Origin of the sequence: Isoptericola sp. NPDC057653 (assembly GCF_042799955.1) — a bacterium.
Lineage (GTDB): Bacteria > Actinomycetota > Actinomycetes > Actinomycetales > Cellulomonadaceae > Isoptericola.
Map to the genome: position 1 here is coordinate 1,130,720 of NZ_JBHVHP010000002.1, position 14,805 is coordinate 1,145,524.

A 14,805-nucleotide genomic window follows, 5' to 3' on the forward strand; every position below is an offset into this window, starting at 1 on the left:
TTCATGCGGGTGGTGCGGTCAGTGCCAGATCGGGTCGAGCTCGGCGACCTGGGCGGAGGCGACGACGACGTCCGCGCCGCGCGCGGTGGCGCGCAGCGTCGGCGGCCCCGCGAGCCCGTACACGGTCAGGGACGCCTCGCCGTCGTTCGCGAACACCTCGATCGACGCGACGTCCAGCAGGACGTCGAGCCGGCGGACCGGGGTGAGGGTGGGTTGCTCCTCGCCGTCGACGACGATCCGGTCCCGCTCGACGACGACCCGGCGGCCGCACAGGTCGAGCTCGAGGCGACCGCCGTCCGCCACGTCGACCTCGGCCCGGAGGCGCAGCGCCCCGGTGCCGTACGACGCCGACCAGGCCTCGCCCGGGGCCAGCGTCCGCGCCGGCACGTCGTGGTGCCGGCGCTCCAGCGCGGCGAGCTCCGGCACGGGCGTGCGGTGCAGGCGCGGGCCGTGGGCGGTGGGCCGCAGCGTGAGGTCGCACGGGACGCTGACCTGCTGGTTAAACGGCATGCGCGGGAACACGCTGCCGCGCATCCACGCGGCCTGGACCCGGCGCGGCGCGCCCTCGGTGGAGGCGTCCCAGCTCTGCGTGGCGTAGAAGCTGAAGCTCCCGTCGACGACGAGCTCGTCCGTCTCGGGGGCGAACGACGTCCCGTCGAACGACCCGACCGAGTAGTGCCCGTCGCCGCGGACGAGCACCCAGCGGGTCTCGTCGGTGCCCTCGAGGGGCAGCTCGAAGAAGTCGGGGCACTCGAAGCCTTCGCCGAGGTCGCCCACCGGCTCCCAGCGCAGCAGGTCCGCCGAGACGAGCAGCTCGTAGCGCTGCTCGGCGTAGAGCACCATGCACCACCGGTCGCGCCGGTGGTCCCGGAAGACCATCGGGTCGCGCTCGCCGCGGAGCATGATCGGGTTGCCGTCGTAGTGCGTCCAGGTGCGGCCGCGGTCCAGGCTGTACGAGACGCACTGGGAGAGGTTGTCGGCGCCCGACCAGAACGCCACCATCGGCGCGGCGCCGTCGGCGGTGCCCAGCCCGGAGGTGTTGTCGACGTCGACCACGCAGGTGCCGGACTGCACCCCGGCGCCGAGGTCCTCCTCGAAGAAGGCCGGCGGCAGCTCCGTCCAGTGCACGAGGTCCGTGCTCACGGCGTGGATCCAGCACTTGTTCCACCGCTGGGCGAACAGGTGGTACTCGCCGTCGACCACCACGAGGCCGTTGAGGTCGTTGAGCCAGCCCTCCTGGCGCTCGACCGGGTCCGGGCGGTCCATCGTCCACTGCCGGGCGGTGAAGTGGAACGCCGGCCGCAGGGCCTCGCGGTAGAGCTCGGCCGGCGCCGCGCCCGCGGGGCGGTCGGTGAACGCCACGTCGCCGACGGTGACCCACCCCTGCTCGCCGGACCCGTCGCGCACGACGAGCCGCACCTCGCGGCCGAGCCACGGCCCGAGGTCGAACGTGGCCGGCCGCGGGTGGTCGGTGCCGCGCCCCGTGTCCGAGCGCACCACCTCGTCGCCGACGACGACGTCGAGGCACGTGTGCCGCTCGAAGTCCGTGCCGGCGATCGAGTAGGCGAGGTACCGGCGCGACACGAGCAGCGGCCGCGACCGCGCCGTTCCTTGGGCCCCCGCCCCCTTGGCCGCGCTGGAGACCGTCGTGCCGTCGGCGGCGAGCTCGAACGCGTCGTCCAGCTCCGTCCAGAGGCCCGCGCCCGGCCGCGCGGCGCCGCTGCGTGCAGTCGTCGGTGCGGCGCTCGGCGCGGTGCTGAGCGCGGTGCTCGGTGCCGTGCTCGGTGCGGTGCTCGGTGCGGGCGGGTGTGCGGTGGTCGTCATGACTGCCTTTCCGGGGAGGACGTTCAGGGGTGCTGGCGGCGGAGCGGTCACGCCGGGCCGGCGGCGCGGCCTGTGGTCACGACGTACGACGCTCGGGCGGCGCCCGGGCCCACGAGCCGGGCGTTCGCCTCGTCGCTCTCCGCGACGAACGCGGCGGCGTCCCGCGGGCTGCGGCCCAGGTGCTGGTGCCGGTCGACGAGGCGGCGGCGCCGCTCGGTGTCGTCGCAGCCGACCCACCACACCGCGTCGAGCTCGGGCGCGACGTCCCGCCACCCGCCGTCGTCGTGCAGCAGGTAGTTCCCCTCGGTGATCACGAGGGCGACGTCCGGCGCCACCGCGACCGCGCCGGCCAGGCCGGCGTCGAGCCCGCGGTCGAACGCTGGCGCGTACACGACGGGACGGCCCGGGGCCCGCAGCCGGCGCAGCAGCGCCACGTACCCGGCGACGTCGAACGTGTCGGGCGCGCCCTTGCGGCCGCGGCGGCCGAGCGCGTCGAGCACCGGGTTCGCGAGGTGGAAGCCGTCCATGGGCACGACGACCGCGCGCATCCCGTCGGCCTCCGCCTGCCGCGCCAGGGCGTCGGCGACGGTCGACTTGCCCGCGCCGGGCGGGCCGGCGAGCCCGAGCAGCGGCGTGCGGTCCGCCCGGCGCAGCGCGCGCAGCCGTGCGCCCGCGTCGTCCGGCAGGACGACGTGTCCCGCCTCACCCGTCATCGAGGTCATCGCTCGGAACCACTCCTTCGTGAGTCGCGGTCAATACGTTTTGACCGGCGCCGCGGACGAGTGAAGCACAGGGCGCTCCGGAGGGTCAATACGTATAAGGCAATTCGTATTGAGTCGCCCGTACACTGCTGACATGCGAGATCAGGCGGCAGATCGGGACAGCGGCGCGGCGACACGCACCGGACGGCCGCGCATGGTCGACGTCGCCCGGCTCGCGGGCGTCTCCCAGGCCACCGTGTCGTTCGTCCTCAACGACCGGACGGACATCCCCGTCGCCGCCGCCACCCGGCAGCGCATCCTCGACGCCGCCGGGGAGCTCGGCTATCGCCTCAACCGTGCGGCGCAGGAGCTCAAGCTCGCCCGGTCCACGACCGTCGGCGTCGTCTCGTACGGCATCGCGTCGCACCCGTTCGCCGGGCGCACCCTCCTCGGGATCCAGAACGCGGCCCGCGCCCGCGGGCACGTGTGCATGGTCGTCGACGTCGCCGACGAGCCCGACCACGGCGCCGACGCCGTGGCGAGCCTCCTCGACCGCGGCGTCGCCGGACTCCTCTTCGCGTCGCCCGCCGCGCTGGGCGTGCGCACCCCCGCCATCGACCGCAGCGTGCGCACCGCCTTCTCCAGCTGCTGGCCGGTGGACGCCGAGACCGCGGGCGACGTGCGGGCCGAGGTCCTCCCCGACGAGCGGGCGGGGGGCTACCGCGCCGCACGCGCCGTCCTCGACGCCGGGCACCGCGACGTCCTCTTCCTCGGCGGCACCCCCGAGGAGTGGGCCACCATCGAGCGGGAGCGAGGGCTCGACGACGCCGCGGCCGAGCTGGGGATCGGCGCCGCGTCGATCGACCGGGTCCACGGCGACTACTCGACCCGGCGCGGCTACGACCTCGCGGCCGAGGCCTTCGACCGGCACCGCTACACCGCGGTGGTGTGCGGGAACGACCGCATGGCCCTCGGCGCCCTGCTCCTGCTCCGGGAGCGCGGCCTGGCCGTGCCCGACGACGTCAGCCTGGTCGGCTACGACGACCAGGAGGCGCTGGCGGCAGAGCTCCACCCGCCCCTCACCACCGTCGCGCTCCCCCACTTCGAGATCGGGGCGCTCGCGCTCGACGCGCTCCTCGACGACGAGCCCCGCGGGCGCGTCACCGTCACCTGCCCGCCGGTCGAGCGCGCGTCCGTCGCACCGCCTCGGGCCTAGGTCGGGCACTGACCCGGCGCGCCGTCCCGCGTGCCGGCCGCCCGGACCTACATGGCGCTGCGCTCCGCGAGCTCCTGCAGGAACCGCGGCACCCGGCCCGCGCCGAAGTCGTAATAGCGCGCCCAGCGCGGCCGGACCGCGATGCGCGCCATCCGGTCGTACAGCCCGCGACAGGCGGCCGCGAACTGCTCGTACTCCTCGCCGGCCATCCCCTTGCGCGCGGCGGCCAGGTACTCCTCGACCACGCCGTCGACGACGCGGATCTCCGCGCGCCCGCGCACGGACAGCGACCGGGCGCCCGCGCCCGGCACGTCGGCGTCCAGCGTCAGCGCGACGTCCGGCCGCGCCACGAGCGCCGCGACCTTCGGCGCCGTCTCCGCCGTCGAGACGACGAGCTCCTGGCCCGTCCAGAAGAAGCCGACCGGGACGACGCGCGGCGTCCCGTCCTGCGCGACGTACGCGAGGTGCGCCGCCGACGGCGAGCCGAGCAGGTCTGCCGCCGCGGCGAGCTCGGCGTCGATGTCGTGCTGGTCCATCGGGCGATCCTCCCATCGGGCGGCGCCGGTCGCCGCCCTCACCCCGGGGACGGAGCCGGGTGCCCGTCCTCGACATCGCGCGGGGGGGACGACGCACCGGGCGCCGGCCCGCAGGAACGGCTAGTCCTCGCCCCTCCGGCGGCCGATGGCGTGGCCGAGCTGCATGCGCGTGTTCACCCCGGCCTCGTCCATCAGCGCACGGATCCGCCGCTGGACGGTGCGCGGCGAGACGTCGAGCTGGGCCGCGACCGAGCGGTCGCCGTACCCCTGGAGCAGCAGCGACACGATCCTGCCGTCGAGCTCGGCCTCGCCGGCCACCCGCTCCCCCACGACCGGGACGGCCCGCGCCCAGTACTGGTCGAACAGCGCGACGAGGGCGTCGAGCAGCCCGCTGCGCCGGACGGCGACGGCCCCGGTCTCGCCGCTCGCCGCGAGCGGCACGAGGGCGAGGTCGTCGTCCACGATCAGCATCCGCAGGGGAAGGGAGTCGACGCGCCGCACCTCCTCGCCCGCGGCGACGCTCTCCTCGATCAGGGCCAGGGCGCCCGGCCCCTCGAGCGCGCCGCGCTCGAGGATGACCTGGTAGGCGACACCCCGCCGCACGGCCTCGTCCTCGGCCGGGTTCTCCTCCGCGGTGAGCACGAGCGGGTCGGCGCGCACGAAGGCGCGGACCGAGGTGGTGGCGGCGTGCTGGAGCTGGACGAACCGCTGGCGGACGGCGTCGGCCCCCGTCAGCACCTCGACCATGTCCCGCATCGACCCGGCCGAGGACACCCGGAACAGCTCCGTGAGCTCGGCGAGGGCGTTCTCGGCACGGCCGAGCTCGCTGCGGCGGCGCACCACCAGGGAGCGGAGCGCGAGCTCCGGCGGCGACGCGCGGAACCGCCCTCCCTCGCGGACGAGCAGCCCGGCGTCGAGGAGGTCGGCCAGCACCGCCTCGAGCCGCGTCCCGGCCACGACGTCGTGGGTGCGCAGGTCCGCCTCGGACGCCGGGCCGGCCGCGACCAGGGTGCGGTAGACCGCCTCCTGGTCGCGGCCGATGCCGAGCGCCTCGAGCTCCACGGTCCACGAGTATGTCGTAGCCGCGGCCGCGAGGGGCAGTCTCACTCGACGAGGTACACGTGCATGGCGTACTGCTCCACCGACGTCCCGTCCTCCGCGGTCGCGGTCACGTGGAGCGACACCTGGCCGCCGGCCGCCGGGGTGTTGTCGACGGTCGCGACCCACCGGCCGCCCCGCCGCTCGACGGGGACGTCGGTCCAGGTGTAACGGTCGCCCGGGTAGGCGCCCGCGCTGGTCATGGCCTCGTCGTAGCTCACCTGCACGCGGACGTCCGTGACGTCGGCGAGGTCGTGGCCCTCCTGCCCGAGGAAGTCGATCCCGACCGGGTAGCCGGCCGTCGCGGGCGCCAGCTGGAGGCCGTCCACCTCGGCGTCGTACACCGGCAGCATGATCGGCAGCGCGTCCACCTGCTCGCCGGCGGCGTCCGGTCGCGCCGACCGGAAGCCGAACTTGGTCCACGACTGCCGACCCAGCTCCCAGAAGGCCGGCGACTGGAAGGAGAACTGGTTGATGACCGCCTCGAAGCGGCCCTCCTCGGCGGGCACCTCCCACTGGCCCGACGGGAACGCCCGGCGGCCCAGGGAGGTCCCGTCGACGAAGAGCTCGGCGTTGCCGACGTCGCCGAAGCCGCCGTCGCCGACCCGCCCCTCGGAGTCCTTCCAGTGCGGGAACGCCATCCCGACGAGGTTCGCCTGGCGCTCGGCCACGCGGCCCGGCCTGCCGTCGACGGTGCGCGCCATCGCGGTCGCGGACAGGCCGCGGTACCAGTCGGTGGCGGTGCGCTCCCCCGGTGCGTAGGTCCGCTCGGCACCGTAGATCGCCTCCGAGAAGAACACGCGGCTGGAGGCCGACTGCCGCCAGGGGCGCCCCGCCTGGTACCAGGCGGTCCGGGTGCCCGGGGCCGCGACGTCGTCGCCGCCGCTCCCGGCGTACCGGAGCTCGCCGGTCAGCGGGTCGGTCGTGTGGACGGAGTCGAGGAAGGTGTGGCCGACGCGCTGCGCCCACCAGGTCTCCTCGACCGCGGCGAGCCTGCGGTCCCGGACGCGGTGCCGCTGGTCCTCGGCGACGCCGCCCTGCTCGTCGAAGGCCACGTTGTAGACGTAGTCGCTCTCGGCGCGCGGCACGCCCGGCTCGAACAGGCGCCAGTAGGTGCCGAAGCCGGCCTCGCCGCTCGTGACGCGGCCCGACGTCGGCAGTGCGGACATCCGCACCGGGTCGTCGCCCTTCGTCCTCGCGTACGCCGTCGCGCCGACGTACCAGGAGTCGGCCGTCGTCCGCGCGTAGGACATCGACGCGCTGCCGGCGACGGAGGGCGCGTCCGTGCGCACCGTGACCGGCTCGGCGTCGCGGGCGTCCAGGGTCACCGTGCGGTCCCCGTCGAGGACGAGCTCGGGGATGCTCAGGTAGCTCCACTCGCTCGTCGAGTCGGTCCTGACCAGGGCGTTGACGGACACGCGCCCGGTCAGCAGCCGCTCGGTGATGGGCTGGCCGTCGACCGCCGGGGCCGCCGCCGTGGAGCGGTCGAGCTGGAAGAGCGTCACCGACCCCCAGGTCGCCGGCTTCCCGTCCCGGTCCAGGACGTTGACGGTCAGGTCGGCGCTCTCCGGCTCGAGCCAGTAGCCCACCGTGCTCGTGGCGACGACCTCGCCCCGGGACGTCGCGGTGATGCGGGCGCTGATCCCGCCGTACGACGCCGGGTCGAGGCCGCGGTCCTGGTCGCTCACCGTCACCGGGACCCGCAGGGTCTGCTTCGGCGCGACCGTGGCGCGCCGGACGCCCAGCCGGAACAGGTCCGCCGGCACCTTCCGGCCGTCGGCCCCGTACCGCTCGGCGACGCTGAAGCTGAGCGTGATCGGCTTGCTCGTCACGTTGGTGTAGCTGACGTGCCCCGTCGCGCGCTCGCGCCCGTGGTGCGGCCAGGCGAAGCCGGCCAGCTCCTGGCCCGTCGTGGCGAGCACGGGAGCGTCGATCGAGCCGGCGACGTCGAGCTCGCCGGCGCCCGACTCGTACGCGGTCCCGTCGGCGTCGGGCTTCACGCCGGACGTGAGCGCCGACCGGATGCGGTCGGGGCTCCACGCGGGGTGCGCCTGCCGGAGCAGGGCGGCGGCGCCCGCGACGTGCGGCGTGGCCATCGAGGTGCCCGACATCGTCGTGTAGGAGATGTCGCCCCAGCTGTCGTAGGCGGCGCCGCGGATGTCGACGCCCGGCGCGGTGAGGTCGGGCTTGATCGCGTGGCCGACGGAGGTCGGGCCGCGGCTGGAGAAGTACGCCAGCTCCGAGCTCGCGTCCACGGCCCCGACGGTCAGCGCGCCCTCGGAGCACCCGGGCGACGACACCGACTCGCGGGCGCCGTCGTTGCCGGCCGCCACGACGAACACGGCCTCGTCGCTGAGGCTCTCCAGCGACTGCGCGATGGGGTCGGTGCAGTCGGTGGGCTGGGAGGAGCCGAGGCTCATGTTCACCACGTCGGCGTCCTGCTGGACCGCCCACTCCATGCCGGCGATGATCCAGGACGACTGGCCGCCCGTCCGGCCGAGCACCTTGCCGACGAGCAGGTCGGCGTCGGGCGCCATGCCCCGGCTCGCGCCGCCGTCGGCCGCGCCGGTGCCCGCCACCGTGGACGCCACGTGCGTCCCGTGGCCCTCCCGGTCGACCACGTCCGTCGCGTCCTCGCCCTCGCCGGTGAAGTCGCGCGTCAGCACGACCTGGTCGGCGAGGTCGGGGTGGGACAGGTCCGCGCCGGTGTCCAGGACGGCCACCGTGCTGCCCTGGCCCGTGAACCCCGCGGTCCACGCCTCCGGCGCGCCGGTCTGCTCGACGCCCGTGCCCGAGTTCAGGCCGAAGCCCTCGACCGGCGCGTCGAGCCAGATGCGGCGGTCGCCGCCGCCGCGGGCGCGGAGCAGCTGGGCCACCAGGTCGTCGCCGGACTCCTTGGCGACGGTCGTGGCCGTCGCGCCGATCGAGGTGAGCTCCCGGCCGTCGGCCACCCCGCGCGTGCGCGGCACGGCGCCCTCGACGATCAGCGGGATGTCGTCGCGCGCCGCGTCGTCGTACCCCGCCGCGACCAGCCCGGCGACGTCGAACAGCGCGCGGTCCAGCGTGCCGTCGTCGACCAGCGGCTGGACGGCGCGCGGGACCACGTACAGCGCCTCCCCGTCCGTCCACGTCAGGTAGGGCTCGTCGGTCTGCAGCACGGCCGACGGGACGCCCTTCGCGCCGAAGGTGACGACCGCGCGGTCGCCGGTGATGAGGGTGACGGTCGCGGACCCGGGAGCGTCGGTGCTGCCGAGGAGTGCGTCGCGGGAGTCGTCGGGCGGCGCTGCGGCGGCGCCCGTGCCGCCGAGGATCCCGAGGGCAACGGTGAAAGATGCGGCGGAGGCCAGGAGCCTCCGTGAGGCCCGAGATGGTGAGGTCATCGTGCACTTCCTGCCGGTGGATGGTTGTCCCGAACACCCTCACACCGGCCGGCGCCCCCTGTCCGCTCCGGCGCCGGGCGACAAGTCGTCATGGCGACTTGTCGCCATCGCCCTTGGGGCTCGTCGTGCGGCTACTGCCCTCCCTCTCCCCGCCGCTGCGCGATCGAGACCAGGTGGGCGTGGGCGTACTCGCACACCAGCGCGTGCCGGTAGACCAGCTGGGGGACGTCCACGTTGGTGTCCATCCAGAGGCTCAGGGCGCCCATCTTCCAGTGCTCGAACGTCTCGTCGTCGGTCAGCACGGCGAGGATGCTGAGGAAGGAGTCGTCGAAGCGCAGCGAGTGGATCGCGCGGCGGAACTCCTCCAGGTTCAGCGCGATGCAGAACGGGATGTTCATCAGGCACAGGGCCGTCTGGATGTCGAGGCGCAGCAGCCGGCGGCGACGTCGTTCCGGATCGATGGCGGGCACGTCGAGCTGGGCGAAGTTCAGGCGCTCGGGCGCCGCGATCGCCACGCCGTCGAGCGCGATGAGCACGTCGTAGACGTTGACGTCGTGCTCGACGACCGCGTTGTCGCCCAGCCCGGACAGCGTCGTCGGCCGGAGGGTGACCGGCTCGATGGCGGCCGGGGTGTTGCGGATGATGAAGTTCACCAGGTTGGTCTCCACCACGAAGTGGCGGATCAGCAGCTCGACGGCGTCCGGCGACACGAAGCGGCGCAGGAACCACAGGCACAGCGCGTCCATGGTGCCGAGCGTCATCCACCGGCCCGGCGCCACCCGCTTCACGACCGAGAGCACGGCCACCAGCACGCGGGAGACGATCCGTGCCACCGGGTACAGCAGCCGCCGGGAGGGCCGCTGCTGGTCCTCGATGATCATCCGCACCAGCGGCTTGTCGAGCGGGACCGAGGGGTCGGCGTAGATCGCCTCCCACATGCTCGGGTCGGACGTCACAGGCATCAGATCTCGTCCAGCTCGGTGAGCTGCATGACATAAAGCCGGGCCACCACGCGCGCGCAGGTGACGATGGCGTCCGCCGCGTCGTCGTCGATCCGGTCGGACGTGAGGATCGCGTCGAGCATGCCGGTGTGCTCGGCGTCGGCGTCCTGGTGGTAGGCCATGAAGTGCACCTGGTTGTCCGCCAGCCCGAGCACCTCCTGGAACCGCCGGGCCCACACGCCCGCCTTCTGCGCGCCGAGGCCCTCGATGATGAACATCGCGCCGAGGCACCCGACCGGGTTCGGCTTGCTCGCCTCGTGGAACATGTAGCCCGACAGCGCCTGCGAGCCGAGGTTCTTCCGCCCCGCGCGCAGCGCCTCGAGGGAGCCGCCCACGGCGACGTAATCCCGCTCGAGGAGCAGGTGGTCGCGGTGCTCCTCCAGCGCGTGCGAGATGGCGGCCGAGCGCAGGTCGAAGTGGTCCATGTCGAAGTTCGAGGCGGCCCGCGCGATCCACAGCGACCCGTCGACCACCTGCTGGCGCAGGTTGTGCAGCAGCCGCTGGTAGTCGGCCACCGTCACGTCGCCGGCGTCGAGCGCCCGCAGGATCGGCACCTCGGCCAGCCGGGACTCGAAGTCCGTCCAGACGTCGGAGAGCCGGGCGAGCAGCCCGGCGGCCCGGTCCGGCTGGGGCGGGCGGTAGCCCTCGACGGTCTCGGTGCTGATCCCGGTGCTGGTCCCGGTGCTGGTCATCTGGTGCTCCTTCGCGGTGCGACGACGGTCAGGTGGGCGAAGCCGAACGAGAACCGTCCGGACTCGGGGACGGCGAGGAGGATCGTGTCGCCCGGCGCGAAGCGCCCGGTGCGCCACGCCTCCTCCAGCGCGATGAAGATGCTCGCGGCGCCGGTGTTGCCGCAGGTCTCCAGGTTGGAGAACCAACGGCTCGTGTCCATGCCGGGGACGCGTGCGCTCAGCGCGTCGAACACCACGTCGCGGAACGCGTTGGTGCTGTAGTGGCAGAGCACGTGGTCGAGCTTCTTGAGGTCGATCAGGCCGCGGTCGACGAGCTCCTCGAACTGCGCGAGCCCGGCCGCGGCGAGCTCGTCGAGCACGGCCGTCTCCTGCCGGATCTGCAGCAGCCCGGCCTTCTCGGCGGTGGCCACGTCGTCGTAGTCCTGCCAGGTCCGCCCTGCGACGGCGGTGGGCCCGTCGAGGCCGGCGCGCATGCAGACCTCGTGCTCGTGCGCGAGCGAGACCTGCCGCACCCAGTCCACCCGCAGCGACGGCTTGTCCGGGCGCGGCTGGAACTCGACGATCGCGGCGCCCGCGCCGTCGGACAGCATCCACCGCAGGAAGTGCGCGTCCAGGTGGTCCTCGACGCCCTCGAAGCGACGCTGGTGCAGCCAGCGGCTGGACAGCTCCGAGCCCACCACCGCGGCCCGCGGGTGGTCGCCGAGCCGCACCTTGCTCACCGCCGCGTCGAGCGCGGCGATGCTCGACGCGCACACGCCGCTCGCCGTCAGCACCTGCATCGGGCCGCCGCCCAGCCGCCCGTGCACCATCGACGCGAAGCCCGGCACCAGTAGGTCCCCCTGCGTCGTGGCGCAGGCGAGCATGCCCAGGTCGGAGGCGGCGATCCCCCGGTCGGCCAGCGCGTCCTCGAGCGCGTGGACGGCGAGCTCCTCGTTCAGCTCGGTGGTGCGGCCCTCGTCGTCCAGCGCGTAGTACCGCTGCCGGATGCCGTTGGCGCGCTGGATGCGGGCGCGCAGCCCGTCGGTGCGCCGGTCGACGCCGCCGAGGCGCTTGGCCACGTCGTCGTTGGCTACCGGTTCGCCGGGGAGATACCGGCCCAGGCCGGTCACGTACGCGGTCGCTGGCATGGGGTCATTCAGCCACATCCGACCCGGTCGTGTCGCTGGTTTCACAACGTCCCGACATGTCGGGACCTCTGAGCATCGTCAGGCGCCGACCTCGTCCGCCTCGCGTGGCCCCGACTGCTTCATCACGCCGGCGGGCCAGATGTCCTGTGCAGCGGGCTCCATGATCCCGGGGGCCTACCGGACGTTCGCGGGCCGATCAGAAGTTGATCGTGCAGTCCGGGGACCCAGAATCGTTGAGATTCCGCAGTTTCTGCACCCGTTCCGAGAGGTCGTGCAACTCGCGTGCCACTCGATATCGGGGTGCGGCCACGTCCGTGACATGTGTCCCGTCAAGAGTACGACCAGTGCAGGTCAGGGCGATTTCCTGCGTCCCCGACGGGCGCCCGTCAAGACGCCGCAACTCAGCGCCCCGGAATCTTCGCTATCAGCCACGTCCCTACCTCGGTGACGGGAGAAGCATGCATGAGTCGATCAGGCCGCGTCCGGAGCCCTTCGCGTTCCGACTGCGCAGGCATCACACACCGACGCGGATCCCACCGCGATGCTCGTCCCAGTGCCGGCCGAGCCATCCCAGCTGCGTGTCGCGCAGCGGGACCGACAGCGTCGTGCCGTGGAGCCGGGCGTACTGCGGGTACCGCTCGAGGTCGGCTGCCACGTCGACGCGAAGGAGGTCCGGATCCACAGCAAGCATGCCGTCATCGAACAACCGGTGGATGTCTCTACGCAGCATGAGGCCGCCATGCTGGTGATGCTCACCGAGCCGCGCATAGCTGTAGAGGTGCCCGGCCTCGAGAACGCGAGCCGGCGCTCCGCCGGTGAACGCGCACGTCTCGCCCTGGCTGGCCAGGAGGTGCTCACGGAACGCGGCCTGCCCGCGACGGACCCGGACCAGGGTGTGCCGGTGACCGTGGGTGAAGTCGACCCGGACGTCGGTGTCGGGTCGCCACCAGAGGTCCGGCGACCGGTGGGCCAGGCGCCCGACCGCCCGTTCCGCGTCCTTCCCGATCAGCGCCGCGCTGAACCGTCGCCAATCCAGCTCGCGGATGGCGTTGAAGCTCTTGGGCCTGTCCGTAAGTGCCGGGAGCTCCGCTGCCCCGAGGACGCCCTCGAGCGACGTCCACGCCGCGTCGTACCGCGCCCGGTAGACCGTGACGTCGGCGAGCTCGGCGACAGGAGTCGGGAACGTGCTCCCGCATCGGCTGCACCGCCAGGAGCCGTCCCTTCGGCGCCGGATGCGTGTGAGGCCACAGTTCGGGCACCGCTGCAGCTCTTTGGTGCCGGGGCCAGCCTCGATCTCCTCGATCACGGAGACCCCGAGCAGGGTCCGCTTGTTCCATAGCGCGACGACGTCACCGACCCGGAGATTCTTGTGATTCGGGACCAGGCTGTCCCAGGAGTAGTACGCATCGACCTGGTCGTCGTACCCCGCGTTCCCCGCATGGCCGCGGTCCGCGCCGGCCGCCATGAGCAACCACGCTCGATGCGCGCCATCAGTCGCCATGCGTGCAGCTTGACCGCATGGCCGCGGTCCGCGCCGGCCGCCATGAGCAACCACGCTCGATGCGCGCCATCAGTCGCCATGCGTGCAGCTTGACATGGCGACCACGATGCGTCATCAGCCCTGGGCCGTCGATACCCTCAGAAAGTCGTAGATCGATCGAGCAATGCTACGTCCCAGGGGTATCGGAACGGCGTTCCCGATCTGTCTCGCGATCTCGGTCTTCGTCCCGCACCACAAGAAGTCATCAGGAAACCCCTGAAGCTTCGCCGCCTCGAAGTGCGTGATCGGCCGGTCCTCCGTCGGGTGGAGGTAGCGACCCTTCTCCGGCTTGAAGAACTCGGTGCGGACCGTCACTGAAGGGTCCCCCAGGCGTAAGCGGCCCATGACGTCACCGGAACCCGCATCGTGCGAGTCCCAAGATGCGGTGGAAAGGTACTCGAGCCTGCCGTCCGTCTCAGTGCCTCCGCGATCCACCCGGACGACAAAGGTCTCCGAACGATGACGTCCGGAGCGGGCGACGTCGCGTGGCCCGGGCTGGCCCGACAGCTTGACCGAGAGCGTGGTGCCAGCCCCCTCGCCGTCGAGGACCTCGTAGTCACCCTCCACCGCCAGATTGCCCTGCCCGTCCCGGAACTCCAAGACCTTCCTGAGCAGCGCCGTGGCACCGCTTGCGGTGGTGAGAAGGTACGTTCCGCGGAGGTCCTTTCGATTCCCCTTGGGCGGGATCGCCCGATACCTGGCCAGGGAGATCGGCTCGGGTGACCGGGTGATATGCAGGTCGGTCGTCCGGTACGTCCCGACGACCTTCCCGACGACCGGACGGCGGTCAGGCAGGTTGACCGCCGTGAGCGGGTTGCGGGCTGAGCGTTCGAAGACGGCGTCCACGTTGGCCCACGGAATCAGCCGTGGCCGGCCGTCAAGGCTCTGCTGGGCATCGCCGTTTCCGCTGGCGGTGGCACGGGCATGCGTCGGTGCGGGATACGCGAATCGCAACGGGTCCAAACCGGCGTTCGTCCGGACACCGATCACGATCGCGCGACGGCGCGCCTGAGGGGATCCGTAATCGGCGGAGTTGAGGAGGTACCCGCGGGCCCGCGAGGGCTTGCTCTCGTCGCCCGTGCCGGGCGGGTCGACGAGGACGTAGTTCTTGAGCGCTCCGCTGCGCACACGGTCCTGCAGGTCTGCGAACTCGGGTGACCTGACGAACCTGTCGACGTTTTCGATTACGAAGACCTTTGGCTGAACGTGCTCGACGACGCGGATGAACTCCTGCCAGAGCTGGTTTCGCTCTGCCTTGACCTTGTCCCGGTTCAGCCCCGAGAACCCCTGGCACGGGGGACCGCCCACGACGACGTCGATCTCGCCGAGACCCGACGGGATCCAGTCGACGATGTCTTCGCAGTAGACCTTGGCCGGCGTGACGCCGGCCGGGAGCCTCGGGGAACGTGCCCCGAAATTCATCTCGTACGACGCCGCAGCAGCGGCATCCCATTCGACTGCTCCGACGGTCCGGAAGACAGGCCGATCCTCGCCCCTGCTCGGGCGGAACTGGTGGAATCCCTCGGTGAGCCCTCCGCACCCGGCGAACAGGTCGAGCACCGTGATCGGTGCGGGTCGCGGCGCCGAGCGGTTCATGGGCAATATCGTAGGTCCGCTGCCGGCCCACTTCTGACCTGGCTGGACGAAATGTCGCGAGACCTGCGCCACGACGTGGACGCCGCATCGCCGA

Annotated in this window: 11 protein-coding genes; 1 reads left to right on the forward strand and 10 read right to left on the reverse strand. The window is 72.8% G+C overall.

Annotated elements, in window-relative coordinates; all coding sequences use genetic code 11:
* Positions 1 to 18: 18 nt before the first annotated feature.
* The gene (locus ACFU9A_RS16390; protein WP_430576341.1) at positions 19 to 1,824 is read right to left on the reverse strand and encodes a hypothetical protein; all 1,806 of its coding nucleotides are present in this window, start codon (positions 1,822 to 1,824) and stop codon (positions 19 to 21) included.
* A 47-nt stretch (positions 1,825 to 1,871) separates the two neighbouring features.
* A complete protein-coding gene (locus ACFU9A_RS16395; protein WP_430576342.1) occupies positions 1,872 to 2,546 on the reverse strand; it encodes a nucleoside/nucleotide kinase family protein in 675 nt (224 codons plus the stop codon).
* A gap of 193 nt (positions 2,547 to 2,739) precedes the next feature.
* On the opposite strand from ACFU9A_RS16395, the gene ACFU9A_RS16400 reads away from it, so the two are divergent.
* Positions 2,740 to 3,741: a LacI family DNA-binding transcriptional regulator gene (locus tag ACFU9A_RS16400; RefSeq protein ID WP_430576343.1), complete on the forward strand. Its 1,002-nt coding sequence runs from the start codon at positions 2,740 to 2,742 to the stop codon at positions 3,739 to 3,741.
* A gap of 47 nt (positions 3,742 to 3,788) precedes the next feature.
* Here ACFU9A_RS16400 and ACFU9A_RS16405 read toward each other — a convergent pair whose 3' ends face one another.
* From ACFU9A_RS16405 to ACFU9A_RS16440, 8 genes are all read right to left on the reverse strand, one after another.
* Positions 3,789 to 4,277 (reverse strand): pyridoxamine 5'-phosphate oxidase family protein, encoded by a 489-nt coding sequence (locus ACFU9A_RS16405; RefSeq protein WP_430576344.1) that lies wholly within the window; start codon positions 4,275 to 4,277, stop codon positions 3,789 to 3,791.
* Positions 4,278 to 4,397: 120 nt separating this feature from the next.
* Complete coding sequence (locus tag ACFU9A_RS16410; protein ID WP_430576345.1) at positions 4,398 to 5,339, reverse strand: transcriptional regulator TrmB; 942 nt, start codon at positions 5,337 to 5,339, stop codon at positions 4,398 to 4,400.
* 41 nt (positions 5,340 to 5,380) lie between these two features.
* Entirely contained in the window at positions 5,381 to 8,755 is a 3,375-nt protein-coding gene (locus ACFU9A_RS16415; protein WP_430576346.1) for a S8 family serine peptidase, read from the reverse strand.
* Positions 8,756 to 8,886: 131 nt separating this feature from the next.
* The gene (locus tag ACFU9A_RS16420) at positions 8,887 to 9,717 is read right to left on the reverse strand and encodes a DUF6999 family protein (protein WP_430576347.1); all 831 of its coding nucleotides are present in this window, start codon (positions 9,715 to 9,717) and stop codon (positions 8,887 to 8,889) included.
* Positions 9,717 to 10,448: an iron-containing redox enzyme family protein gene (locus tag ACFU9A_RS16425; protein WP_430576348.1), complete on the reverse strand. Its 732-nt coding sequence runs from the start codon at positions 10,446 to 10,448 to the stop codon at positions 9,717 to 9,719. Before ACFU9A_RS16425 ends, ACFU9A_RS16420 begins: the two co-directional genes overlap by 1 nt.
* Positions 10,445 to 11,575: a 3-oxoacyl-[acyl-carrier-protein] synthase III C-terminal domain-containing protein gene (locus ACFU9A_RS16430; protein ID WP_430576349.1), complete on the reverse strand. Its 1,131-nt coding sequence runs from the start codon at positions 11,573 to 11,575 to the stop codon at positions 10,445 to 10,447. Before ACFU9A_RS16430 ends, ACFU9A_RS16425 begins: the two co-directional genes overlap by 4 nt.
* 514 nt (positions 11,576 to 12,089) lie before the next feature.
* Complete coding sequence (locus ACFU9A_RS16435; protein ID WP_430576350.1) at positions 12,090 to 13,076, reverse strand: HNH endonuclease; 987 nt, start codon at positions 13,074 to 13,076, stop codon at positions 12,090 to 12,092.
* Between the two features lie 114 nt (positions 13,077 to 13,190).
* Positions 13,191 to 14,711: a DNA cytosine methyltransferase gene (locus tag ACFU9A_RS16440; protein WP_430576351.1), complete on the reverse strand. Its 1,521-nt coding sequence runs from the start codon at positions 14,709 to 14,711 to the stop codon at positions 13,191 to 13,193.
* Positions 14,712 to 14,805 lie beyond the last annotated feature (94 nt).

Bases quoted from the DNA above. Each gene is read 5' to 3' on its own strand.
- ACFU9A_RS16390 (WP_430576341.1), bottom strand. From the start codon at position 1,824: ATGACGACCACCGCACACCCGCCCGCACCGAGCACCGCACCGAGCACG.
- ACFU9A_RS16395 (WP_430576342.1), bottom strand. From the start codon at position 2,546: ATGACCTCGATGACGGGTGAGGCGGGACACGTCGTCCTGCCGGACGAC.
- ACFU9A_RS16400 (WP_430576343.1), top strand. From the start codon at position 2,740: ATGGTCGACGTCGCCCGGCTCGCGGGCGTCTCCCAGGCCACCGTGTCG.
- ACFU9A_RS16405 (WP_430576344.1), bottom strand. From the start codon at position 4,277: ATGGACCAGCACGACATCGACGCCGAGCTCGCCGCGGCGGCAGACCTG.
- ACFU9A_RS16415 (WP_430576346.1), bottom strand. From the start codon at position 8,755: ATGACCTCACCATCTCGGGCCTCACGGAGGCTCCTGGCCTCCGCCGCA.
- ACFU9A_RS16420 (WP_430576347.1), bottom strand. From the start codon at position 9,717: ATGCCTGTGACGTCCGACCCGAGCATGTGGGAGGCGATCTACGCCGAC.
- ACFU9A_RS16425 (WP_430576348.1), bottom strand. From the start codon at position 10,448: ATGACCAGCACCGGGACCAGCACCGGGATCAGCACCGAGACCGTCGAG.
- ACFU9A_RS16430 (WP_430576349.1), bottom strand. From the start codon at position 11,575: ATGCCAGCGACCGCGTACGTGACCGGCCTGGGCCGGTATCTCCCCGGC.
- ACFU9A_RS16435 (WP_430576350.1), bottom strand. From the start codon at position 13,076: ATGGCGACTGATGGCGCGCATCGAGCGTGGTTGCTCATGGCGGCCGGC.
- ACFU9A_RS16440 (WP_430576351.1), bottom strand. From the start codon at position 14,711: ATGAACCGCTCGGCGCCGCGACCCGCACCGATCACGGTGCTCGACCTG.